The 23,397-nt window shown below is 72.6% G+C and carries 22 protein-coding genes; 3 read left to right on the plus strand and 19 right to left on the minus strand.

The window, feature by feature from the left end; genetic code table 11:
* Nucleotides 1-45 precede the first annotated feature (45 nt).
* Together J3P32_RS01255 and ybaK are read left to right on the plus strand one after the other, a co-directional pair.
* Entirely contained in the window at nucleotides 46-711 is a 666-nt protein-coding gene (locus J3P32_RS01255; RefSeq protein WP_210437990.1) for an LON peptidase substrate-binding domain-containing protein, read from the plus strand.
* 11 nt (nucleotides 712-722) lie between these two features.
* Nucleotides 723-1,214, plus strand: coding sequence for a Cys-tRNA(Pro) deacylase (gene ybaK, locus J3P32_RS01260; protein WP_210437992.1), 492 nt, complete (start codon nucleotides 723-725; stop codon nucleotides 1,212-1,214).
* Nucleotides 1,215-1,220: 6 nt separating this feature from the next.
* Here ybaK and J3P32_RS01265 read toward each other — a convergent pair whose 3' ends face one another.
* The 4 genes from J3P32_RS01265 to J3P32_RS01280 form a co-directional block, all read right to left on the minus strand.
* The gene (locus tag J3P32_RS01265; RefSeq protein WP_210437994.1) at nucleotides 1,221-2,972 is read right to left on the minus strand and encodes a DUF3352 domain-containing protein; all 1,752 of its coding nucleotides are present in this window, start codon (nucleotides 2,970-2,972) and stop codon (nucleotides 1,221-1,223) included.
* A gap of 69 nt (nucleotides 2,973-3,041) precedes the next feature.
* Entirely contained in the window at nucleotides 3,042-3,596 is a 555-nt protein-coding gene (locus tag J3P32_RS01270; protein ID WP_210437996.1) for a hypothetical protein, read from the minus strand.
* The gene (gene dnaE / locus J3P32_RS01275; protein WP_210437998.1) at nucleotides 3,593-7,162 is read right to left on the minus strand and encodes a DNA polymerase III subunit alpha; all 3,570 of its coding nucleotides are present in this window, start codon (nucleotides 7,160-7,162) and stop codon (nucleotides 3,593-3,595) included. Before dnaE ends, J3P32_RS01270 begins: the two co-directional genes overlap by 4 nt.
* A 147-nt stretch (nucleotides 7,163-7,309) precedes the next feature.
* A complete protein-coding gene (locus tag J3P32_RS01280) occupies nucleotides 7,310-8,272 on the minus strand; it encodes a DUF2332 domain-containing protein (protein WP_210438000.1) in 963 nt (320 codons plus the stop codon).
* A 156-nt stretch (nucleotides 8,273-8,428) separates the two neighbouring features.
* Between J3P32_RS01280 and J3P32_RS01285 the strand changes: the two genes are divergently transcribed.
* The gene (locus J3P32_RS01285; protein ID WP_210438002.1) at nucleotides 8,429-9,565 is read left to right on the plus strand and encodes a ThuA domain-containing protein; all 1,137 of its coding nucleotides are present in this window, start codon (nucleotides 8,429-8,431) and stop codon (nucleotides 9,563-9,565) included.
* A 113-nt stretch (nucleotides 9,566-9,678) separates the two neighbouring features.
* Here J3P32_RS01285 and J3P32_RS01290 read toward each other — a convergent pair whose 3' ends face one another.
* From J3P32_RS01290 to murD, 15 genes are all read right to left on the minus strand, one after another.
* A complete protein-coding gene (locus tag J3P32_RS01290) occupies nucleotides 9,679-10,377 on the minus strand; it encodes a GNAT family N-acetyltransferase (protein WP_210438004.1) in 699 nt (232 codons plus the stop codon).
* Nucleotides 10,367-11,305: an RluA family pseudouridine synthase gene (locus J3P32_RS01295; protein WP_210438006.1), complete on the minus strand. Its 939-nt coding sequence runs from the start codon at nucleotides 11,303-11,305 to the stop codon at nucleotides 10,367-10,369. The genes J3P32_RS01290 and J3P32_RS01295 overlap by 11 nt, the downstream gene beginning before the upstream one ends.
* Nucleotides 11,302-11,883 carry a signal peptidase II gene (gene lspA, locus J3P32_RS01300; RefSeq protein WP_210438007.1) on the minus strand — a complete coding sequence of 194 codons (582 nt, stop codon included), beginning with the start codon at nucleotides 11,881-11,883 and terminating at the stop codon, nucleotides 11,302-11,304. The genes J3P32_RS01295 and lspA overlap by 4 nt, the downstream gene beginning before the upstream one ends.
* Nucleotides 11,856-12,584: a TraR/DksA family transcriptional regulator gene (locus tag J3P32_RS01305; RefSeq protein ID WP_210438009.1), complete on the minus strand. Its 729-nt coding sequence runs from the start codon at nucleotides 12,582-12,584 to the stop codon at nucleotides 11,856-11,858. Before J3P32_RS01305 ends, lspA begins: the two co-directional genes overlap by 28 nt.
* Nucleotides 12,585-12,743: 159 nt before the next feature.
* A complete protein-coding gene (locus J3P32_RS01310; RefSeq protein WP_210438010.1) occupies nucleotides 12,744-13,484 on the minus strand; it encodes a DivIVA domain-containing protein in 741 nt (246 codons plus the stop codon).
* A 103-nt stretch (nucleotides 13,485-13,587) separates the two neighbouring features.
* Nucleotides 13,588-13,881: a YggT family protein gene (locus tag J3P32_RS01315; protein WP_210438012.1), complete on the minus strand. Its 294-nt coding sequence runs from the start codon at nucleotides 13,879-13,881 to the stop codon at nucleotides 13,588-13,590.
* A 14-nt stretch (nucleotides 13,882-13,895) separates the two neighbouring features.
* The gene (locus tag J3P32_RS01320; protein ID WP_210438020.1) at nucleotides 13,896-14,381 is read right to left on the minus strand and encodes a cell division protein SepF; all 486 of its coding nucleotides are present in this window, start codon (nucleotides 14,379-14,381) and stop codon (nucleotides 13,896-13,898) included.
* A 61-nt stretch (nucleotides 14,382-14,442) separates the two neighbouring features.
* On the minus strand, nucleotides 14,443-15,159 hold the full coding sequence (locus tag J3P32_RS01325) for a YggS family pyridoxal phosphate-dependent enzyme (protein ID WP_210438022.1): 717 nt from the start codon (nucleotides 15,157-15,159) through the stop codon (nucleotides 14,443-14,445).
* On the minus strand, nucleotides 15,156-15,848 hold the full coding sequence (gene pgeF, locus J3P32_RS01330; protein WP_210438031.1) for a peptidoglycan editing factor PgeF: 693 nt from the start codon (nucleotides 15,846-15,848) through the stop codon (nucleotides 15,156-15,158). Before pgeF ends, J3P32_RS01325 begins: the two co-directional genes overlap by 4 nt.
* Before the next feature lie 13 nt (nucleotides 15,849-15,861).
* Complete coding sequence (ftsZ, locus tag J3P32_RS01335) at nucleotides 15,862-17,091, minus strand: cell division protein FtsZ (protein ID WP_210438033.1); 1,230 nt, start codon at nucleotides 17,089-17,091, stop codon at nucleotides 15,862-15,864.
* 178 nt (nucleotides 17,092-17,269) lie between these two features.
* A complete protein-coding gene (locus tag J3P32_RS01340; RefSeq protein ID WP_307861532.1) occupies nucleotides 17,270-18,031 on the minus strand; it encodes a cell division protein FtsQ/DivIB in 762 nt (253 codons plus the stop codon).
* Nucleotides 18,032-19,444 (minus strand): UDP-N-acetylmuramate--L-alanine ligase, encoded by a 1,413-nt coding sequence (gene murC, locus J3P32_RS01345; protein WP_210438035.1) that lies wholly within the window; start codon nucleotides 19,442-19,444, stop codon nucleotides 18,032-18,034. It abuts the gene before it with no gap.
* Nucleotides 19,441-20,532: an undecaprenyldiphospho-muramoylpentapeptide beta-N-acetylglucosaminyltransferase gene (gene murG / locus J3P32_RS01350; protein WP_210438037.1), complete on the minus strand. Its 1,092-nt coding sequence runs from the start codon at nucleotides 20,530-20,532 to the stop codon at nucleotides 19,441-19,443. The genes murC and murG overlap by 4 nt, the downstream gene beginning before the upstream one ends.
* Nucleotides 20,533-20,542: 10 nt before the next feature.
* Nucleotides 20,543-21,889, minus strand: a complete 1,347-nt coding sequence (gene ftsW / locus J3P32_RS01355; protein WP_210438039.1) for a putative lipid II flippase FtsW — start codon at nucleotides 21,887-21,889, stop codon at nucleotides 20,543-20,545.
* A gap of 26 nt (nucleotides 21,890-21,915) precedes the next feature.
* Nucleotides 21,916-23,391 (minus strand): UDP-N-acetylmuramoyl-L-alanine--D-glutamate ligase, encoded by a 1,476-nt coding sequence (murD, locus tag J3P32_RS01360; RefSeq protein ID WP_246849849.1) that lies wholly within the window; start codon nucleotides 23,389-23,391, stop codon nucleotides 21,916-21,918.
* Between the last annotated feature and the right edge of the window lie 6 nt (nucleotides 23,392-23,397).

Genomic DNA, 23,397 nt, shown 5'->3' on the forward strand with positions numbered 1-23,397 from the left:
CCGCGTCGGCCGCGAGCGGTGGACAGGCGGCGCTAGGTTGGTCACGTGAGCGACACGCTGCCGATGTTCCCGCTGAGCACCGTGGTGTTCCCGGGGATGACCGTGCCGCTGCACGTCTTCGAGGACCGCTACCGCATGCTGGTGCGCCACCTGCTCACCGTCGACGACCCCGCCGCCCGGGTCTTCGGCACGGTCGCGATCCGCGAGGGCTACGAGGTGGGCGACCACGGGGCCCAGTCGGTCTACCGGGTCGGCTGCGTCCTCCAGCTCACCGAGGTCGACCGGCGCGAGGACGGCACCTACGACATCGTGGCGGTCGCGCGGGAGCGGATGATGCTCGAGGAGATGCGGAAGGGCGCCGACTTCCCGCAGGGCCGTGCCGCCGTGCTGCCGGAGCCCGAGGTCGACGTGCCCGCCGACCTGCTCCACCGGGCCCGCGCGACCTTCACCGCCTTCCGGGCCGCGATGACCGAGCTGCAGGGCGACCCGTTCAGCGGGACGCTCCCCCGCGACCCGGACTACCTCGCCTGGACGCTGTCCGCGCTGGCGCCGCTGCCGATGGCCGAGCGGCAGTCGCTGCTCGAGGCGGCCGACGCCACCGAGCGGCTCACCCTGGTGACCCGGCTGCTGACCGAGGAGCTGCGCGCCATCAACGTCATCCCGTCCCTGCCGGCGACGCAGGTCGCGCGGACGGCCTGGTCCCCCAACTGACGGCCCAGGCGATGGCGAAGAAGGCGCGAGCGGCGGGCGGCACGCCGGCCACCGTGGCGCTGACCAAGGCGGACGTCCCCTTCGAGGTGCGGCCCTACGCGCACGACCCTCGCGCGGAGTCCTACGGCGCCGAGGCCGCGCAGGCACTGGGCGTCGACCCCGCCCGGGTGTTCAAGACGCTGCTCGTCTCCCTCGACGGGAGCCTCGTCGTCGGCGTCGTGCCGGTCTCCGGCCAGCTCGACCTCAAGGCGCTGGCGCGGGCGCTCGGCGGCAGCAAGGCCGTCATGGCCGACGTCGCAGCGGCCGAACGGGCCACGGGCTACGTCGCGGGAGGCATCTCGCCCGTGGGGCAGAAGCGGCCGCACCCCACCGTGGTCGACGCCTCCGCCCTCGAGCACCGCACGATCCTGGTGTCGGGCGGGCGCCGCGGGCTCGACCTGGAGCTCGCGCCGCAGGACCTGGTGGCGGTCACCGGTGCGGTGACCGCCACCATCGGTCGCTGAGCGCTGTCAGTCGGTCGTCAGCTTGACCATGCCGTGGACGACGTCGTCCTCCACCCAGCCGCTGATCCCGAAGGACGAGAGCGGCCGGAGGTTGTCGCTGAGCTCGGGCTCGTCCTCGGTGAGCCGGACGAGCCAGTCGTCGTCGGCGTCGAAGTCGACGAACAGGACCGTCTGGGCGTCGCCGTCGATGACGTCCGAGTAGACCGCGCTGTCGCCGAGGCCGCTCTCCGACTCCAGCTCGGCGCGGTAGTCGTCCTGCAGGGCCAGCACGGCGTAGCCGTCGCCCTCGGTGACCTGGAGGTACTCCTCGGCCTCCGGGCCGGCGACCGCGCTGATCTTGTCGAGCACGGCCTGGATCTCCTCGGCGTCGCCCTTGACCTTGATGCCGGCCGGGACCTCCTGCGGGCCGCCGTTGGTGATCGCGTCAGGGTCGATGCCGCTGCCCACGGAGACCGTCACGCCCTCGCCGAGCAGCGTCTCGACGTCCTCGGGGAAGGAGAGGCCCGTCTCGGTCTCGAACTGGGCGACCTGGTCGTCGATCGTCGCGGCCTCGTCGGGCGCGAGCGTCTTGACGTAGTCGAGCAGCCCCTGCGCCCACCCCTCGCTGAGCGAGAAGCCGAGCGCCGCGACCGTGTCCTCGGGCAGGTCGGAGACCATGTCGACGCCCTCCTCGCTGGTGAGGAACCTCGTCAGGTCCTTCTGGTAGTTCGAGACGGCGTACTCGACCTCGACCGCGCCGTCGTCGAAGCGCACGGTGGCCGCCGCGCCGTCGAAGTCGTCGATCATCTGCTGGAGCTCCGGCGGCAGCTCCTCGGAGCCCTCCTCGGGGAGCGCCTCGTCGGACGAGCCGTCCGCGGACTCCTCCGGAGCGACGAAGCACGCGTCGATCTCCTCCGCCGTGGTCGCGTCGGCGAGGCAGTCCTCGTCGAACGACGCGCCGGCCGGCGCGTCGTCCGGCGCGGGCGCGAGCGCCATCGGGCCGCCGAGCAGGCCGGTCATCCCGGCCGCGTCCTCGAGGTACTTCGCGGCGGACTTGGCGACGTACATCGACATGAAGCCGCCGTCGCCCGCCTCGCCGGTCCACTGCCCGAAAGCCGCGTCGTCGGCGAGCGTGCCGTCGTCGGTGGCGTCGACCACCTGCTGCGCGATCTCCTCGGTCTCCGCCACGACCATCCAGTCACCGTCCACGACCCAGCCGCCGGTCTCGGCGTCCGAGGCGCCGCCGCAGGCCTCGACGAGCGTGGCCATGCCCTCGTCGGCCCGGTCGCCGTCGCTCACCTGGACGACACCGACGGCGGTCGGCTCCTCCTCGCCGAGGTCGAGGACGGCCATCGCGGCACGCGAGCCCAGCCACGGCTCCACGTCGTCGGCGTAGTCGAGGCCCTCGCACTCGCCGGAGGAGGTGACCTCCTCGAAGAGGCGCTCACGCAGGTCGTCGTCGGTCTCGATGTCGACGTGGTCGGTGAACGCCGGGAACTTGCGCAGCGTCCTGACGGCCTCGATCTTCTGCCCACCGCTCGGGTCGAGGTCGACGCTGAGGTAGGCGACGGTCGAGGCCGGCAGCGCCTCGGCGGGCTGCGCCCCCGTGGCGAAGAAGCTCGTCGCCGCCCAGGCGCCACCCGCGACGACGGCGCCGCCCACGACGATGGCACCGAGCGCGATGAGGCGCTTCTTGTTGTCGTCGGCCGGCGCGGACGCGCCCGGGCCGGATGCGTCCAGGTAGTCGGGGCCGCTCGGCCCGCCCGGTGTCATGCTCATGAAGTCCTGATCCCCCGTCGCACAGGCCCCGATGAGGGTCGGGACAGCCCTGAGATGGTCGGGCTCAGCCTACCCACGCGAGCGCCGGACGAACCCCGTTCCGCACAGGTACGTCACGACCAGACCCGTCATCGCTCCGGCCGGCAGCGCGACCAGCGCGGGCGAGTGCCACGGCACCCGGCCGGGGTCGGGCGCGGTGAGCCCGAGGCCGGCGTCGAGCGCGGTGTAGTCGGACAGCGCGGCGGCCAGCGCCTGGGGGTCCTCCGGGCCGAGCGCGTTGCCGACGGCGTACATCACCGCCGCCGCCAGGCAGGCGCCGGTGAGGACCGAGACCAGCGTCGCGCTCTCGTGGCCGCGCCACATCCCCGCGAGCACCGCGAGCACCAGACCGAGCGGGAACGCGATCAGCACGAACAGAGCGACACCCTCGAAGGAGACGTCGGGACCGGCGGGCTCGAGGTACCAGCGGCCTTCGTAGACCAGTCCGGACGGGGGCTCCCACAGCCACTCCCACAGCACCCCGGCCGCGGCGCCGCCACCGAGGAACAGCACGAGGACCGACAGCACGCGACCGAGCGGGGCGCGAGGGCCGGGCACGGCCCCCCGGTCGGACAGCTCGCTCATCCGGTCAGGCACCCGGGCCCGAGCAGCTGCTTGAGGTCGGCGAAGAGGGCGGGGCTGGGGCTGACCCTGAGGTTGTCGTCGAGCCGCAGCACCTTCGTCGAGCTCCGGGTCAGCAGGCGCAGCTGCACCTCGGTCATGCCGGGGTGGGTGCCGAGGACGTCGCGCAGCTGGGCCACCACCGGCGGCGTGCACCGGGTGGACGGCAGGCTGATGACGACCGGGCCCGTCGGGCCCTGCGTGAGGTCGGGCGCCGTGACCTCCTGGGCGCGCAGCTCGGGCTGGTCCTTGTCGCGGGACAGCTGGCCCTTGATCCGGACGATGTTGTCCTCGACGAGCAGCGTCGAGGCGAGCGTGTAGGCGCTCGGGAACAGCAGCACGTCGATCGCGCCGTCGAGGTCCTCGAGGGTGATCGTGGCCCACGGGTCGCCGCGCTTGGTGATCTTGCGCTGCACGGAGGTGATGAGGCCGCTGACGGTGAGCGTCGAGTTGTGGGCGCGCTCCTCGTCGAGCATGAGCTGGCCGATGGTGCAGTCGGTGCCCTGGGAGAGCACGTGCTCGAGGCCGAGCAGCGGGTGGTCGGAGACGTAGAGGCCGAGCATCTCGCGCTCGTGGCCGAGCAGGGTGAGCTTGTCCCAGTCGTCGATGTCGGGGATGGCCACGCTCACCCCGAAGCCGGCGTCGTCGTCGCCGAGGCCGCCGAAGAGGGAGTCCTGGCCGATCGCCTCGTTCTTCTTGAGGTCGACGAACTGGTCCACGGCGGTCTCGTGGACGGCAGCGAGCGCACGGCGCTTGTGCTTCATGTCGTCGAAGGCGCCGGCCTTGATCAGCGACTCCACCACGCGCTTGTTGCAGACCAACGCCGGGACCTTCTCCATGAAGTCGTTGAAGTCGACGTAGCGCCCCTTCTCCTCGCGGGCCGCGACGATGCCGTCGACGACGTTGCCGCCGACGTTGCGCACCGCGGTGAGCCCGAAGCGGATGTCGTTGCCGACCGGGGTGAAGTCGGCGTGGGACTCGTTGACGTCGGGCGGCAGCACCTGGATCTTCATGCGGCGACACTCGTTGAGGTAGATCGCCATCTTGTCCTTGTCGTCCTTCACCGAGGTGAGGAGCGCGGCCATGTACTCCGTGGGGTAGTTGGCCTTGAGGTATGCGGTCCAGTAGGTGATGACGCCGTAGGCCGCGGAGTGCGACTTGTTGAACGCGTAGTCGGAGAACGGGAGCAGGATCTCCCACAGCTTGTCGATCGCCTGCTGGGGGAAGCCGCGCTCGAGCATGCCGGACTGGAAGCCGGCGTACTGCTTGTCGAGCTCCTCCTTCTTCTTCTTGCCCATCGCGCGGCGCAGGTTGTCGGCGGCTCCGAGGGTGAAGCCGGCGAGCACCTGCGCGATCGCCATGACCTGCTCCTGGTAGACGATCAGGCCGTAGGTCTCCCCCAGCACCGGCTCGAGCGCCTCGGCGAGCGCGGGGTGGATGGGCTCGATCGGCTCCCGGCCGTTCTTGCGGCGGGCGTACTTGTTGTGCGAGTCGGCGCCCATCGGTCCGGGTCGGTAGAGGGCGCTGACGGCGGTGATGTCGGCGAACTGGTCGGGCTGCATCGACCGCAGCAGCGCGCGCATGCCCGAGCCGTCGAGCTGGAACACGCCCAGCGTGTCGCCGCGGCCCATCAGCTCGTAGGTCGGCCGGTCGTCGAACGGCAGGTCCTCGAGCACGACGTCGAGGTCGCGGTTGACCTTGATGTTGGCCAGCGCGTCCTCGAGGATGCGCAGGTTGGACAGGCCGAGGAAGTCCATCTTGACCAGCCCGAGCGACTCGCACATCGGGTAGTCGAACTGCGTGATGATCGCCCCGTCCTGGGGGCGGGCCATGATCGGCACGATGTCGATGAGCGGCTCGCTCGACATGATCACGCCGGCGGCGTGGACGCCCCAGTTGCGGATCTGCCCCTCGAGGCCGAGCGCCGTCTCGTAGATGGTGCGGACGTCGGGGTCCTGCTCGTGCAGGGCGCGGAACTCGCCGCCGTCGTTGTAGCGCTTGTGCTGGGCGTTGAAGATCTCCTTGAGCGGGACGCCCTTGCCCATCACGTCGGCCGGCAGCGCCTTCGTGATCCGGTCGGAGATGGCGAAGCCGTGGTCGAGCACCCGCGCGGCGTCCTTGATGGCGGCCTTGGCCTTGAGCCGGCCGAAGGTCGCGATCTGGGCGACGCGCTCGGCGCCGTACTTCTGGCTGACGTAGTGGATGACCTCGCCGCGGCGCGCGTCGTCGAAGTCGATGTCGAAGTCGGGCATCGAGGGGCGCTCGGGATTGAGGAAGCGCTCGAAGAACAGGCCGTGCTCGAGCGGGCACAGGTCGGTGATGCGCAGGGCGTAGGCGGCGATCGAGCCCGCTCCCGACCCACGACCGGGTCCGACGCGGATGCCGTTGTCCTTGGCCCAGTTGATGAAGTCGGCGACCACGAGGTAGTAGCCGCAGTAGCCCTTCTGCGTGATGACCGCGAGCTCCATCTCGACGCGGTCGCGGACCTCCTGCGTCGTGCGCTCGCCGGGGTAGCGCGCCTCGATGCCGCGCCACACCTCCTTGCGGAACCAGCTCTCCTCGGTCTCCCCCTCGGGGACGTCGGCGCGGGCCATGTAGCCACCGGTGGACTCGGTGAACTCCACCTCGCAGCGCTCGGCGATCGCGAGGGTGTTGTCGCACGCCTCCGGCATGCCGAACCGGTCGGCCCACAGCGCGCGCATCTCCGCCGCGGACTTGATGTAGTAGCCGCCGCCGTCGAACTTCAGGCGGTTGGTGTCGGAGAGCCGCTTGCCCGACGCGACGCAGATGAGCGCGTCGTGGGCGGCGGCGTCCTCGGGGTTGTTGTAGTGGGAGTCGTTGGTCGCGACGGGCGGGATGCCCATCTGCTTGCCGAGCCGCAGGAGGTCGTCACGGACCCGCTTCTCGATGTCGATGCCGTGGTCCATCAGCTCGAGGAACACGTTGTCGCGACCGAAGATCTCCTGGAGCTCGCCGGCCTCGCGGACCGCCTCGTCGTACTGACCGAGTCGCAGGCGGGTCTGGATCGCGCCGCTCGGGCAGCCGGTGCTGACGATCAGCCCCTTGCTGTGCTCGGCGAGGATCTCCTTGTCCATCCGCGGCTTGTAGAAGTAGCCCTCCATGCTCGAGCGCGAGGACAGCCGGAACAGGTTGTGCATGCCCTCGGTGCTCTCGGCCCACATGGTCATGTGGGTGTAGGCGCCGCCGCCGGCGACGTCGTTGCCGCCCTCCTCGGCGAGGTCGCCCTGCCCCCACCGCACGCGGCGGCGCTCGCCGCGCTGGGTGCCGGGGGTGATGTAGGCCTCGATGCCGATGATCGGCTTCACGCCGTGCCGGCGGGCCTTGCTCCAGAAGTCGTACGCCCCGTGCAGGTTGCCGTGGTCGGTCATCGCGATGGCCGGCATGCCCAGGTCGCTGGTGCGGGCGAAGAGGCCGTCGAGCAGCGACGCCCCGTCGAGCATGGAGTACTCGGTGTGCACGTGCAGGTGCACGAAGCTGTCCGCGGAACTGGTGGAGGAGCCGGCCGACATGGAGGAGACTTCCGCGCCTTTCAGGAGTCGCTGACGGGGTCGTGCTGGGGACGTGCTGGCTGTGCAGCGCGAAGGGGGAAGAGCCGCAAGCCTACGTCAGTGTGCCGGGCCCCACCGACAGGACACGGACCGCGACGGGGGTCCGCTTCACACCCAGTCGACGGCGTGCCCGTGGCCGTGGCTCAGGGCCGTGGGCACCCCGTCCAGCGCGGTGACGAAGCGGCCCGGCGGCACCTCGAGGGAGCCGGTCACCTCGGGCAGGACCTGCGGCCCCTCGTTGCTGATCCACCGGCAGCGACCCGCCGCCACCAGGTCGCCCATGAGCTCGTGGAACCTGCGGCGCTGCGGCACCTCGAGGTAGGCGACCACCGCCGAGTGGAACACCACGGGCGTGCCGTGGGCGGCGGCCTCGTCGAGCAGGTCGGGCAGGTGGTCGAACAGGTCACCGCGGCGCAGCACCGGCGGTTCCCGACGCGTGACCTCGACGGCCGCCCGCAGGCGTGCGCGCCGCTCGTCCTGCTCCGGCCACACCAGGTTCTCCAGCCACGCCATGGCGTCGGCGTCGGCCACGTCGAGCGGGTTGAGGTCGACGCCGCCGCGCCAGGCCACGTCGGGATGTGCCGAGGGCACCGGCAGCGGACCGCCGGCGTCGGCGCGGAGCACCGGACCGCCGCTCCCCCGCAGCTCTCCGGCGCCGCGCCAGGCGTAGTCGTAGCGGTCGGGGTACAGGCACAGCCCGGCGCTGGCGCCCACCTCGACCAGCGCCAGCGGCCCCGGCAGGAGCGCCAGCACCGGCGTCAGCGTGGCCAGCCGGCCCACCTCGTTGGTCTGCGTGGCGCGGGTCATGATCGTCGCCCGCACGTCGGGCTCGCGCTCGAGCAGCACCCGGCGGAGGCCGGCGTACGGGCCCGGGGCGGGCGCACCGTGCCACCGCGCCGCGGCGAGGACGAGGTTGGGCTGCCGCTTGAGCGGCGGCAGCGTGCCGAGCCAGGCCACCACCTCCTCGTCCTCGGCGACGCCGAGCGCCCACTCCTCGAAGCAGGGCGAGTCGCCGGCCGCGTAGGTCGCGAAGTCGCGGTACTCGGTCACCACGTCGTCGTAGAGCAGCACCTGCCCATCATCTCGCGACCCCGGGCCCCAGCCAGGCGCGGCGCGACAGCCGACCAGGGGCGTTGACCGCCGTGACATGGGTCACATACCGTTCTCCTACCGGCATTAGTTTGGGTTCCCAACAAACAAACCCCCACCGCAGAGAAGGACCGAACCATGAGGAAACCGCTCAGCCTGATCACCACCGGCCTCGCCGCCGGCGCCCTGCTCCTCACGGGAGCGACCTACGCCTCCGCCGGAGCCGACTCCGACGGGGCCGCCGTGGGCCCCGCCGAGGCCGCCCAGCCGTACAAGGTGCTGGTCGTCGGCAAGACGCTCGGCTTCCGCCACTCCCACATCGACGACACCACCAACGCGGTCATCGAGCTGGGCAAGGAGCACGGCTTCACCGTCGACGTGTGGGACCCGCCGATCGGACGCTCCCCCGGCCAGCCCGCGCTGACCATGGCGACGACGCCCTTCACCAGCACCGAGGCGCTGTCGAAGTACGCCACGATCATGTTCGCCTCCCCCGTGGACGGCACCAACAACCAGGACCCCAACCGGCCGCGCACCCTGGACGACGCCGAGCTGGCCGCGTTCAAGGGCTACATCCGGCAGGGCGGGGGCTTCGTGGGCCTCCACGCCGCCACGGACGAGATGCACGCCGTCCCGTGGTTCGGCCAGCTGACCGGCGGCTCGGCCCGGTTCCGCAACCACCCGGCCCAGCAGACCGCGACGATGGTGGTGGAGAGCCCCCACCACCCCTCGACCACCATGCTGCCGAAGAAGTGGGTGCGCTTCGACGAGTGGTACAACTTCACCTCCAACCCGCGCGAGGACGTGCACGTCCTGCTGACCCTGGACGAGTCGACCTACAACCCGGGCAACGGCGCCATGGGCGCCGACCACCCGATCGCGTGGTGCCACAACTTCGAGGGCGGCCGCTCCTGGTACGAGGGGGCCGGCCACGTGGACTCGTCCTACAGCGACCCGCTGTTCCTCGACCACCTCCTCGGCGGCATCGAGTGGACCGCCGGCGTCGTCGAGGGCGGCGGCAACTGCGTGACCTTCCCGGAGGTCGAAGAGATCACCGCCGACCTCGCTGACGGCGGCAACCGCAACGCCAAGCTGAGCGCCGACGTGGCCGACCACCTCGCCGCGGCGGAGGAGGCCGCCGAGGCCGGTGACCACGCGGCAGCGGCGCACATCCTCAAGAAGGCCAGGGGCAAGGCGCACGGCCTGCAGGACGACACCCTGGTCGCCAAGCTCGTCGACCTCGTCGAGTGGCAGGGCGGCCTGGTCGGCTGGTGACCCACCACTGACCGTCACACCCCGTCACACCCCGTCACGCCTCGGCCGACACAGCACCGACGACCGGTCGCGCCCACCCGGGCGCGGCCGGTCGTCCCACGCCGGGGCGACGGTCAGCGCGCGGCGTCGAGCGACTCGGTGATGATGACGTCGACGATGCGGGCCACCCGCTCCGGGCCGAGCTCCGGCACCACCGAGGCCACCCGCTCGACGATCTCCGCCTCGCGGTCCGGGTCACGCTCGACGGACGGCTTGACCCCCTGCACCACCCGCGTCAGCGCGGTACGACGCGCGAGCACGTCGCCCAGCACCAGGTCGGTCTCGTCGATCAGCCCGCGCAGGAAGGCCAGCGGGTCGGCGCCGGGCCACGCGACGCGGATGTCCGGCGCCCGCTCCTCGTTGGCCGACCCGTCCGTCCGCTCGAGCTCGACGCAGCCGTGCCGGCGGTAGAACGCCCGGGCGGGCTCGTTCGACTCGAAGACCCACAGGCAGAACCCGTCGGGACGGGTCGACGCCACGAGCTCGAACAGGGCGGTCCCCACGCCCTGGCCCTGGTGGTCGGGGTGGACGTAGAGGTCGTCGAGCCACGTCGCCGTCCAGCGGGCGTAGCCGGCCGGATCGCCGTCGCGCTCGGCCAGCCAGACGTCGTACGACGCCAGGTCCCAGCCCGCGACCCAGGCCCGCGCCTCGTGGTCGGGGTGCACCGGCGGCGGGAAGGCGTCGCCGGCGCCGCGGCGAGCGGCGAGGTGCAGGTCGGCCACGGCCGGCAGGTCGTCGACGGTGACCGGGCGGAGCGTGAGCTCAGTGCTCATCGCGGATGACGTCGAGCGCGTGCGCGAGGTCGTCGGGGTAGGTGGACTCGTAGGTGACGTAGTCACCGGACTCGGGGTGCTCGAAGCCGAGCCGCACCGCGTGCAGCCACTGGCGCTGGAGCCCGACCCGCTCGGCGAGCCTCGGGTCGGCGCCGTAGGTGAGGTCGCCGACGCACGGGTGCTTGAGCGCGCTCATGTGCACCCGGATCTGGTGGGTGCGACCGGTCTCGAGGTGGACCTCGAGCAGGCTGGCGAACCGGTGGGCCTCCAGCGTCTCGTAGTGCGTGACGCTGTGCCGGCCGTCGGCCATGACCGCGAACTTGTAGTCGTGGTGGGGATGACGACCGATCGGCGCGTCGACGGTGCCGGCGAGCGGGTCGGGGTGCCCCTGCACCAGCGCGTGGTAGGTCTTGTCGACGGTGCGGTGGCGGAACGCGTTCTTGAGCACGGAGTAGGCGTGCTCGGACTTGCAGATTACCATGACGCCGCTGGTGCCGACGTCGAGGCGCTGCACGATCCCCTGTCGCTCGCTGGCTCCGCTGGTGGAGATCCGGAAGCCGGCTCCGGCGAGGTGGCCCACGACGGTGGGGCCGGTCCAGCCCGGCGAGGGGTGCACCGCGACGCCGACCGGCTTGTCGATCACCACGATGGCGTCGTCGTCGTGGATGATCCGGATGCCCTCGACGAGCTCGGGGACCACCTCGAGCGGGTCGCTCTCGACCGGGATGGTGACGTCGAGCATCGCGCCGGCGTCGACCCGGTCGCTCTTGCCGACGTCGGCGCCGTCGACCTGCACCAGTCCCTGGGAGATGAGGTCGGCCGCCCGCGTGCGCGAGAGGCCGAACATCCGCGCCATCGCGGCGTCGACCCGCTCACCCGCGAGGCCGTCGGGCACGAAGACCGTGCGCTGGTCGGCGTGCGTGCTCACGCCCGCGACCCCGGCTGGGGATCGGGCTCCGCGTCGGACTCGCGGGTGCCGTCGAGGGCGATGCCCCGGAACGTCTGGAGGATGATGAGCCCGGCGGCGACGTTGATGCACACGTCGGCGACGTTGAAGACCGGCCAGCTGGGCAGCATGAGGAAGTCGACGACGTGGCCGTGGAACGGCTCCGGCGGCCGCACGATGCGGTCCGTGAGGTTGCCGCCCACGCCACCGAGGAGGATGCCAAGCGCCAGGGCCCAGCCCGTGCTCGCCAGCCGGCGGCTCAGCCACAGCACCACCACGACGGCCACCATCGCCAGGCAGGTGAACACGATGGTGAAGTCGGTGCCGGTGCTGAACGCCGCACCCGGGTTGAAGGTCAGGTGCAGGGTGAACCAGTCGCCGAGGACCGGGACGTCACCGTCGGCGAGCGCGGAGAGCGCCCACTGCTTGGTGCCGAGGTCGAGGGCGTAGGCCAGCAGCGCCACGCCCGCGAAGACCAGCCGCGCGCCGGGACGACGACGAGCCGGTGGGGCATCGGCCGGGTCGCTGGGCTTCAGCGACGCTCCTCGCGCTGCTTGCATGACATGCACAGTGTGGCATGGGGCACCGCCATCAACCGATTCTTGCCGATGGCGTTGCCGCAGGAGTCGCAGACGCCGTAGGTGCCGTCGTCGATGTGCGACAGCGCCCGCTCGATCTGGGCCAGCGCCTCGCGCTCCTTGGCCAGCACGGTGAGCTCGTGGTCGCGCTCGAAGGTGGTGGCGCCGACGTCGGCCTGGTCGAGGCCGGCGCCGTCACCGGCGTCGCGCATCAGCCCGGCGAGCTCCTCGGCCGACCGGCCGACGATCGCGGTGAGCCGTTCCTGGTGCTCGGTGAGCTCCTTGACGACCTCGTTGAGCTCGCCGCGGGTCCAGGCGGACTCCCCGTCGAGGACCACGAGCGTGGAGGGGGTGGCCTTGCGGACCTTCTTCGTCGGCGTGGCCTTGGCGGCGGGGGTCGGAACAGCCTTCGTCACGGGAGCTGCCTTCTCGGTAGGCGCGGTGGTCTTCGCGCTGGACTTCGCGGGGGTCTTCGCCGCCGCCTTCTTCGCCGGAGCCTTCTTGCCCGCTGACTTCTCGGCCGCTGACTTCTCGGCCGCTGACTTCTCGGCCGCTGACTTCGGCGGCGCGGAGGAGGCCGGGCCCTCCTCGGCGGGGGCATCCGTGGCCGGGCCCTGACCGACCACCCGCTTCGCGGCCGCCGCAGCGGTGCCCGCCAGTGACTTGCGCGTACTGCCAGCCATCTCCGAGGGCCTCCAGCTGCTTCGGGTGTGGTGGGAACCACACGGTGGCAGGGAGGGTATCCGCTGCCGGGGGGCCAGCCAACAACGCGGCCGCGCAAATGCGAGAACGACCACCCCGAAGGGCGGCCGTTCTCGCGTGCGGACGTGTGCGCTGGAGGCTCAGCCCTCGTCGTCGCCGAGGACGGAGCGCAGGCGCTTGGGCGCCGTGCCGCTGTCGACCGGGGCCTGCGTCTCGCTGCCGGCGGAGAGCGCCTCGAGCTGCTGCGTGAAGTACGTCTTCAGGCGGCTGCGGTACTCGCGCTCGAACTGGCGGAGGGTCTCGACGTCGCTGTTGAGCTTGTCGCGCTCCTTCTCCAGGTCGCCGAACATCTGCTGGCGCCGCTCGGCGGTCTCGGAGTCGAGCATCTGCGCACGCTGGCGGGCGTCGGCCTCCATGCGGTCGGCCTTGGTCTTCGACTCGGCCTCGAGGCGCTCGGCCTTGGTGCGGGCGGCACCGACGATGCGGTCGGCCTCGTTCTTGGCCTCCTCGACGAGCTCGTCGGCGTTGCGCGTCGCGATCTCGAGCAGGCGGGCCGCGGCGTTGGAGGCGTCGGCGACGGTCTCCACGCGCATCGTCTGCACCGGCGCGGCGGCCGCGACCGGCGCGGGGGCCGGCTCCGGCTCGGGCTCGGGCTCGGGCTCCGGCGTGGGCGCGAACGACGCCGCGGGAGCAGGTGCGGAGGAGCCACCGGCCTGGGCCGCGGACAGCTTGGCCCGCAGCTCGTCGTTCTCCCGGGTGAGCCGGGCGAGCTCGGCCTCGACCTCGTCGAGGAACTGGTCCACCTCGCCCATGTCGTAGCCCTCACGGAGACGGACAGGCGTAAAGCGCTTGTTGCTCACGTCCTCAGGCGTCAGCGGCATGACCTCACCCAAACTTTCCACGATCGATTCACGGTGGCTCTGCTGTCAGGAGACAATAGCGCCCGGGACGCCACAGGGCACAGTGACCCGTGTGACGGATGGTTCAGAGCCCGAAGATGGTCACGACCACGTTGAGCAGCAACCAGGCCGCCACCATGACGAGCAGGAAGCTCAGGTCGAGCGCCACCGAGCCGATGCGCAGCGGGGGCACGACGCGGCGGAGCGCCACGATCGGCGGGTCCGTCGTGCTGTACACCCCCTCGAGGGCGACGAGGAGCGCCCCGCGCGGCTCCCACTGGCGCGCGAAGACCTGGACCCAGTCCACGATGAACCGGATCCACAGCAGCCCGATGAAGACGAGCAGGATGATGTAGAGGATCTGACCGAAGGCTTGCACGAGTCGAGTATCTGTCAGCTCTGGTTGAAGAAGCCGTCCTCGGCGATGCGCTCCTTGTCCTCCGCGGACACCGCCACGTTGGGCGGCGAGAGCAGGAACACCTTGTTGGTGACGCGCTCGATGGAGCCGCGGGTGGCGAAGATGAGCCCGGCGGCGAAGTCGACGAGGCGCTTGGCGTCGTTGTCGTCCATCTCGCTGAGGTTCATGATCACGGGGGTGCCGTCGCGGTAGTTCTCCCCGACCAGGCGGGCCTCGTTGTAGTTGCGGGGGTGGAGGGTGGTGATGCGGCTCAACTCGGCCACGACTCCTGTCTGGACCGGGGCCGGACGTCGGCGCTCCGCGAGGTCGGACACCGGGGCTGGGCGGCGCTCGCGCGCGACCGGACGCTGGTCGACGGCGTCGTGGGTCGTGGTCTCGGCGTCGCTCTCGTAGTCGTCGTAGTGGCCGGTGTCCTCGAGCAGGCCGAGGTACTCGCCGATCCTGCGCATCGCGCCGCTCATGAGACTGTTCCTCCGCTAGACCTGGCGCCCCGTGCGGGACACCTGTTGACTGTTGTGGACATTACTGGACCGCAGGCCTCGGACCGAGGACCGCGGAGCCGACACGCACGTGTGTCGCGCCGTGGGCGATCGCCGCCTCGAGGTCGCCGCTCATGCCGGCCGACAGCACGGTGGCGTCGGGGTGCTCGCGCAGGAAGTCAGCGCGGACGGCGGCCAGCCGGGCGAAGGCGGTCGCGGGGTCCTCGCCGAGGGGTGCGACCGCCATCAGCCCGCGCAGCCGCAGCGCGTCGGCCCCGGCCACCAGCCGGGCGAGCTCGTCGAGGTCGGCAGGGTCGGCACCCGACCGGTGCGCGGCGCCGGGCGGGTCGAGGCTGACCTGCAGCAGCACGTCGACCCCGGTGCCCGGCGGGCCGGTGCGGGCGTGGGCGCCGCGCGACAGGGGGCCGACCAGCTTGGGGCGGTCGAGCGACTCCACCACGTCGGCGTACGACGCCACTGCTGCGGCCTTGTTGGACTGGAGCCCCCCGATGAAGTGCCACCGGAGGCGGAGGTCGGCGCACTCGGCGGCCTTGGCCTGGGCCTCCTGGTGTCGGTTCTCCCCCACGTCGGTCACGCCGAGGTCGGCGAGCAGCCGGACGTCGGAGGCGGGGAAGAACTTGGTGACCACCACCAGCGCGACGTCGTCCTCGGGACGACCGGCCTCCGCGCACGCAGCGCGGATGCGGCCCCGCACGGCGTCGAGGTTCGCCGCGACCTCGTCAGCGCGTCGCCCGGTCACCGATGGCTCCAGATGACGCCGGCGAAGCGGGTGGCCTCGGCGCCGTCGCGGCGGTAGGACGGCCACGCCGGGTCCTCGCGGGTGCAGGCATCGACGCCGCGCACGTCGGTGACGCCGCAGGACGCGAGCTGGGCGCGCACGCCTGCACCGAGGTCGAGGGCGGGCGTGCCCCACGACGTGGTGGAGCTCGCCTCCGGCACCACGGCGACGACCTCGTCGCGCAGGGCGGCGGGGACCTCGTAGCACGCGCCGCACACGTGCGGGCCGAGCCAGGCCACGCTCGGGTCGGCGCCGTGCTCGCGCAGGGCCGTGACGGCGGCGGGGACGACGCCGGCGGCGAGCCCCGGTCGCCCGCTGTGCGCCGCGGCGATCCAGCCGGTGGCCGGGTCCGCCAGGAGCACGGGCACGCAGTCGGCGGCCCGGGCGAGCAGCGCCACGCCGGGCCGCGCGGTGATCATCGCGTCGCAGCCCGTCGCGCTCGTGCGCCGGTCGTCGACGACCTCCACGTCGGCCCCGTGGACCTGCCGCATCAGCACCGGCGTGGCCCCTGTCGCGCCGGCCACCTGCGCCAGCGCGGCAGCGCGCACGTCGTCGCCGGCGGCGTCGCCGAGGCTGAGGGACACGTCGGTGAAGGCGACCTCGATCACGAGGTCGCCTTCGATCCGGTCACGGTGGTGCAGGAGCGGCACGGTCGCGGTCAGCTCACTTCAAGAAGTCGGGCACGTCGAGGTCGTCGTCCTCGAACTGCACCTGCCGGGCCGGGCGGGCCGGTGCCGACGGGGTGGTCGGCTGCTGCGCCTGAGCGGGGGTCGCGGACTGCACGCGCGCCGGCTGTGCCGGCGTCGGCGCCGCGCCCGACGTGCCGGCAGTGGCCGCGGCGGGCGCCGCGGCCCGGGTCGCGACCTGCTGCGCCGGCACCCGGGCCTGCTCCTGCGCCTGCACCGGCTGCGGGCGCAGGACCGCGCCCTCCTGGCGGCGCTTGGGCATGCCCCCGTCGAAGCCGGCGGCGATCACGGTCACGCGCACCTCGTCGCCGAGGGCGTCGTCGATGGTCGCACCGAAGATGATGTTGGCCTCGGCGTGCGCGGCCTGCGACACCAGCGCGGCGGCCTCGTTGATCTCGAAGAGGCCGAGGTCGGAGCCGCCGGCGATGGAGAGCAGCACGCCGTGCGCGCCCTCGATGCTCGCCTCGAGCAGCGGGCTGGAGACGGCCATCTCCGCGGCGGCCACCGCCCGGTCCTCACCGCGCGCCGAGCCGATGCCCATGAGCGCCGAGCCGGCGTTGGCCATGACGGACTTGACGTCGGCGAAGTCGAGGTTGATCAGCCCGGGGGTGGTGATCAGGTCGGTGATGCCGGAGACACCCTGCAGCAGCACCTGGTCGGCCTGCTTGAAGGCGTCGAGGATCGACACGTTGCGGTCGGAGATCGACAGCAGCCGGTCGTTGGGGATCACGATGAGGGTGTCGACCTCCTCGCGGAGCTGGCTGATGCCCTCCTCCGCGGAGTTCGCGCGCCGCCGGCCCTCGAAGGCGAACGGGCGGGTCACCACGCCGATGGTCAGGGCGCCGAGCGAGCGGGCGATGCGCGCCACGACGGGGGCGCCGCCGGTGCCGGTGCCGCCGCCCTCGCCAGCCGTCACGAAGACCATGTCGGCCCCCTTGAGGACCTCCTCGATCTCGTCGGCGTGGTCCTCGGCGGCCTTGGCGCCCACCTCGGGGTTCGCCCCCGCGCCGAGGCCCCGGGTGAGCTCCCGCCCGATGTCGAGCTTGACGTCGGCGTCGCTCATGAGGAGTGCCTGGGCGTCGGTGTTGATCGCGATGAACTCCACGCCCTTGAGTCCGACCTCGATCATCCGGTTGACGGCGTTGACGCCACCGCCACCGATGCCCACGACCTTGATGATCGCCAGGTAGTTCTGCGCTGCTGCCACGGCTCCGGGGCCTTTCGTGAAGGGGATGCGAGTTCTGGGTGGACGGGTCGATCCGTCTTGCGACCCCCGGGCCTCACGGAACCCTAACCGTGAGCCTGAGGGTTATAGTTATGTCAACCTCGCCTTTCGCACGACCATAGGCAGGCGTGCGTCCCGAACCCGGGCCGACACGCCGCGTTCAGGGCCGGTAGGTGGGATTCCCCGGCACGCTGACGTCGTAGTACGGCGCCTCCTGGGCTGCCAGGAGCTTGTCGACCACCTCGGCCTTGAGCGCGGACTCCTCCGCACTCCCCCAGAGCACCTGTCGCCGGTCGCGCAGGACCAGGGTGATCTGGTCGACCGTCGCCACCTCGACGTGGTCCACGCGGGTGACGAGGTCCCGGGGCAGGGCGGAGACCACCGTGGCGGCCTCTCGCAGCGCGTCGGTGCCCGCCGCCGCGCCGGGCCGGATCCGCGGCATGCCCGGCGGCACCTTGTCGTACTCTCGGAACACGACGCCGTCGGGGTCGAGCCCCCGGAGCCGCCCGGCCAGCTCGACGACCGCGACGGCCGTGCGCTCGACGACCGCGATCCGCACGGCGTCGGGCCAGGTGCGCGAGACGTCGACCGACTCCACCTCGGCGAGCGAGCCCACCCTGTCGTCGGCACGGCCGAGGTCGACCAGCGCGAGCTGGTCGCCGAGAGGGACGTCGGCGATCTCGCGGATGCGGGTGTCGCTCAGCAGCTCGTTGCCCACGACCTCGACCTTCTTGACCTGCAGGAGCGCGGAGAAGAAGACGAGGTGCACCGACGCACCGAGGACGGCGAGGACGAGGAGCAGGGCCACGACGTAGCGAAGTGACAGCCAGCGCCGCGCCCACTGCCGCCGCGCGAAGCGGCGGCGGGTGCGCAGCGCTGCGCGGTCCTGCTGCTCCTGCACCTGCTGCTCCACCTGCTGCACTCACGCACCCCCGAGCAGCCCGAGCACCTGCGGCCCGACGCTCGTGACGTCTCCCGCGCCGAGGGTGATCACGAGGTCGCCGGGCCGGGCACGCTGGGCGAGCGCCTGCGCAGCGGCGCCGAGGCCGTCGACGTAGGTCACGTGCTGTGCCGGGAGCGGGACGGCGTCGGCGACGAGGCGGCCGGTCACGTCGGGGTCGGGGTCCTCGCGGGCGACGTAGACGTCGAGCACGACGACCTCGTCGGCCGCGCCCAGCTCGTCGCCCATGGCCTCCCCGAAGATGCGGGTGCGGGAGACGAGGTGCGGTTGGAAGGCGGCGACCACGCGACCCTCCCCGGCGAGGGCGCGTGCGGCCTCGAGGTCGCCGCGGATCTCCACCGGGTGGTGGGCGTAGGAGTCGTAGACGCGGACCCCCGCGGCCTCACCCTTGAGCTCCATCCGGCGACCGGTGCCGGTGAACCCGCCGAGGCCCTCGGCCAGTGCCTGGAACGGGAGCCCCAGCCGCAGCCCCATGGCGAGCGCGGCGACGGCGTCGAGGACGTAGTGGCGCCCGGGGATGCGCAGCCGCAAGACGCCGAGGTCGGCACCGTCGCGGGACACCCGGCAGCCGGAGGTGGTGCCCTCGAGGGCCAGGTCGTGGATGCGGAGGTCGGCGAGGGGCGACTCCCCCACCGTCACCACGTCGAGGCCGCGTGCCCGCGCCCGGTCGGCGAGGTCGGCAGCGCCCGGGTCGTCGACCACGCAGACGAGGAAGCCCGACCGGTCGACGGTGCCGACGAACTCCTCGAACGCCCGGCGGTAGGCCTCCTCGGTGCCCCAGTTGTCGAGGTGGTCTGCCTCGACGTTGGTGACGATCGCAGCGAACGGGCGGTAGTGGAGGAACGCCCCGTCGCTCTCGTCGGCCTCGGCGACGAAGAGGTCGTCCGCGCCCGCGTCGGCGTTGCGGCCCGTCGCCGTCAGGACCCCGCCCACGGCGTACGACGGGTCGACGCCGGCCGCGAGCAGCGCCGAGGTGAGCAACCCGGTCGTCGTCGTCTTGCCGTGGGTGCCCGCGACGGCCAGGACCCGCGAGCCGGCCATGACGGCGGCCAGGCCCGCCGAGCGCGGGAGGATGCGCAGCCCCCGGCGCCGCGCCTCGAGCACCTCCGGGTTGTCCTCGCGCGCCGCGGTCGTGACGACGAGGGTGTCGGCGTCCCCGACGTGCGCGGCGTCGTAGCCGAGGTGGCAGGTCACGCCGAGCTCGCGCAGGGCGGGCAGGAACGGGGTGTCGTGGTCGTCGCTGCCCGTCACGGCGACGCCCCGCTTCGCCATGATGCGCGCGATCGCCGAGATCCCGGCGCCGCCGATGCCGACGCAGTGCACCCGGCCGAGCTCTGCGGCGGGCAGGACCTCGCCCGGGACGGGGATCCTCACCGGCCCGGACCCCCGCTCGCGGCGCCGGCGTCGAGGACCATCCGCGCGAGCTTCTCGTCGGCGTCGAGCGGGATGACGCCCCGGGCGGTCGCGCCCATCTCGCGCAGCCGCGCCGCGTCGGTCAGCAGCCCCGGCACGCTCGCCGCGACCCACTCGGTGGTCAGCGCCTCGTCGGCGACCAGCAGGCCGCCGCCGGCGTCGACGACCGGGCGCGCGTTGAGCGCCTGCTCGCCGTTGCCGATCGGCAGCGGCACGTAGACGGCCGGCAGGCCGACCCCGGAGACCTCGGTGACGGTGTTGCTGCCCGATCGGCACAGCACCGCGTCGGCCGCGGCGTAGGCCAGGTCCATGCGGTCGACGTAGCGGCGCACGACGTAGGGCACCTCGCCGGAGGCGACGTCGAGGTCGTGCTTGGGACCCACGACGTGCAGCACCTGCACGCCGGCTGCCGCGAGCGCGGGCGCGGCGCCCGAGACGGCGGCGTTGATGCGCGCGGCGCCCTGCGAGCCGCCCGTGACGAGGAGCGTCGGCAGGTCGGGGCGAAGGCCGAACGCCGACAGCGCCTCCTCGCGCAGCGCCGCGCGGTCCATCGTGGAGATCAGCCGGCGTACCGGCAGGCCGGTGCACACCGCGTGCGGCAGCGCGGTGCCCGGGAAGCTGATGGCGACGTGCCGGGTCATCCGCGCGCCCAGCCGGTTGGCGACGCCGGGGATGGCGTTGCCTTCGTGGACCACGATCGGCACTCCCCGCCGGCGCGCGGCGAGGTACGCCGGGACCGACACGTAGCCGCCGAAGCCGACGACGACGTCGGGCCGCACCCGGTCGACCACCGCGAGGGCCGCGGCACGTGCGGCGCGCAGGCGGGTCGGCGTACGCAGCAGGTCGGGGCCGGGACGGCGCGGCAGCGGCACCCGGGGCACGATCTCGAGCGGCAGACCGGCCTCCGGGACCAGTCGCGCCTCCAGGCCCTCGCGGGTGCCGAGACAGGTGACCTCGGTCGCGGGGTCCAGGCGGCGCAGGGCGTCGGCGGTGGCGAGCAGGGGCGAGGTGTGGCCGGCGGAGCCGCCGCCGGCGAGGAGTACGCGCATCAGGGTGAATCTATCGAGAGCGGTGGTAGGAGGCGGCAGCGGCGAGGCCCGCGGAGCGGTCGCGACGGCGTGCCGCCAGCGCCGCAGCGGCGTCCGGCTCGCGCCGCGCGAAGCCGATCAGCAGGCCGAGGGCGACCAGCGAGGGCAGCAGCGCGGAGCCGCCGTAGGAGACGATCGGCAGCGGGATGCCGATCACGGGCAGCACCGCGAGCACCATGCCGACGTTGATGATCATCTGGCCGAGCAGCCACACGACGATGCCGAACGTGGCGTAGCGGACGAACGGGTCCTGGGTGGTCAGCGCGACCCGGATCGCGGCGTAGGCGATGGTGAAGAACAGCACGATCACCAGGAGGGTGCCGGCCAGGCCCAGCTCCTCGCCGAGCACGGCGAAGATGAAGTCGGTGTGGGCCTCGGGCAGGTCGCCCCACTTCTGGGTCGAGGCGCTGATGCCCTGGCCGAACCAGCCCCCGCTCGACAGGGCGTAGAGGCCGTGCGCCGGCTGCCAGCCGGCGTCGGTGTAGTCCTTGAACGGGTCGGTGAAGTGGGTGATGCGCTCCAGGCGCTCGGGATCGGTGGCGGCCAGCGCCACCGCGGCCACGCCGAGCACCGAGAGGCTGAGGCCGAAGAGCCGCAGCGGCGCGCCGACGACCCACAGCATCCCGAGCAGGATGGCGGCGAGCACCATCGCGGTGCCGAGGTCACGACCGACGAGCACCAGGGCGATGACGGCGAACAGGCCGGGGACCACCGGGACGAGCAGGTGGTGCAGCTCGCGGAGGCGGCGCTCCTTGTGGGCGTAGATGTTCGCGGCCCAGAGCACGATGGCCAGCTTGGCGACCTCGGCCGGCTGCATCGTGAACGAACCGATGGCGAGCCAGTTCTTGTTGCCGTTGATCAGCACGCCGAAGCGCGCCACCAGGGCGAGCAGCACCAGCGCGAGCAGGAATCCGGGGTAGGCCAGACGTCGGACGTGCCTCACCGGGATCCGCGAGGCCACCCAGGCGCACGGCAGGCCGATCGCGACCCACATCAGCTGCCGCTTCACCACGGCGTAGGAGTCGTCGTAGGTGAGGTAGGACCGGACGCTGGACGCGCTGAGGACCATGATGAGGCCGATGGTGAGCAGCAGCGCAGAGGCGCCGAGCAGCAGGTAGTAGGACGTCAGCGGCGTGTCGATCGCCTCGCGGGTGCGCCGTCCTGCGAAGGCGACGCGCTCGCGCGCCGAGCGCCACGCGGCGGGCAGGCCCGAGCCGAGCGGTGCGCCGGCCCCGGGGTCCGCGGTCGTCGGAGGGACGTCGGGGTGGAGGCCGGGGTGGCCCTGCACGGCCACGTCCTCGGGGTTCGCGGTGGTCATCGGTCGCGCTCCCCTCGTCCAGTGGTCTAGTCGGTGCCGGCGATCCTGCGGTGCACGGCGGCGGCGAACGCGTCGCCGCGCGCGCCGTAGCTGGTGAACATGTCCATGGAGGCGCAGCCCGGCGCCAGCAGGACGGTGTCACCGGACCTGGCGAGCCCGGCGGCGGCGTCGACCACGCGCTCCATCGGGTCCCCAGTCTCGTCAACGCCCACATCGATGACCGGCACATCGGGCGCGTGTCGCGAAAGAGCGTCGGCGACGACCTGCCGGTCCCGCCCGAGCAGCACGACGCCGCGCAGGCGGTCGCGCACCGCGAGCACGAGGTCGTCGAAGCGGGCCCCCTTCGCCAGCCCGCCGGCCACCCACACCACGTGCTCGTAGGCCGCCAGCGAGGACTGCGCGGCGTGGGGGTTGGTGGCCTTGGAGTCGTCGATCCAGGTGACGCCGCCCGCCTCGGCGACGTGGGCGATCCGGTGGCTGCCGGGCCGGAACGCGCGCAGCCCGTCGCGCACCGCCTGCTGGCTGACGCCGTGCGCGCGGGCCAGCGCGGCCGCGGCGAGGGCGTTGGCGACGACGTGCGGAGCGGGCGAGGCGAGGTCGGCGAGCGTGCACAGCTCCGCCGCGCTGGTGGCGCGCTCCTCGATGAAGGCCCGGTCGACCAGGATGTCCTCGACCACCCCGACGTCGCCCGAGGCGGGAGTGCCGAGGGTGAAGCCGATCGCCCGCGCGCCCTCGACGACCTCGGCCCCGCGCACCATCTCCTCGGTCGCGGGGTCGGCGAGGTTGTAGACGCACGCCCGCTGCACGCGCTCGTAGATGCGCGCCTTGTCGGCGGCGTACCGCTGCATCCCGGTGCGGGCGTCGTCGCCGCCGGCCGGGTCGTCGTCGTACCAGTCGAGGTGGTCCTCGGCCACGTTGAGCACGACGGCCGACTCCGCGGACATGGAGTAGGTGTAGTGCAGCTGGAAGCTCGAGAGCTCCACGGCCAGCACGTCGTAGGGCTCGGGGTCCATCACGGCCTCGACGATCGGCAGGCCGACGTTGCCGACGGCGGCGGCGCGGAGGCCGGCCGCGGTGAGGATGGACTCCAGCATCTGCACGGTCGTGGTCTTGCCGTTGGTGCCGGTGACCGCCAGCCAGGGTGCGGGGCGCTCGGGGTCACGCAGCCGCCAGGCGAGCTCCACCTCGCCCCACACGGGCACCTCGCGCGCGACGGCCTGGGCGAGCAGCGGTGCGCTGGGCCGCCAGCCCGGCGAGGTGACGACCAGGTCGACGTCGTCGGGCAGCACCGCGGTGGCGCCGGGCTCGAGGCGCACCGTGGCGCCGAGCGTCTCGAGGAGGCGCGCCTTCTCGGCCTTCTCCTCGCTCGTCGCGTCGTCGAGCGCGGTGACCTGGGCGCCGAGGAAGAGCAGGTTGTCCGCGGCGGCGAAGCCGGAGACCCCGAAGCCGGCGACCACGACGCGTACGCCGGACCAGTCGCTGGTGCGGCCGAGCGACTCCATGTCGTG

This window comes from Nocardioides xinjiangensis (assembly GCF_017916385.1).
Lineage (GTDB): Bacteria > Actinomycetota > Actinomycetes > Propionibacteriales > Nocardioidaceae > Nocardioides > Nocardioides xinjiangensis.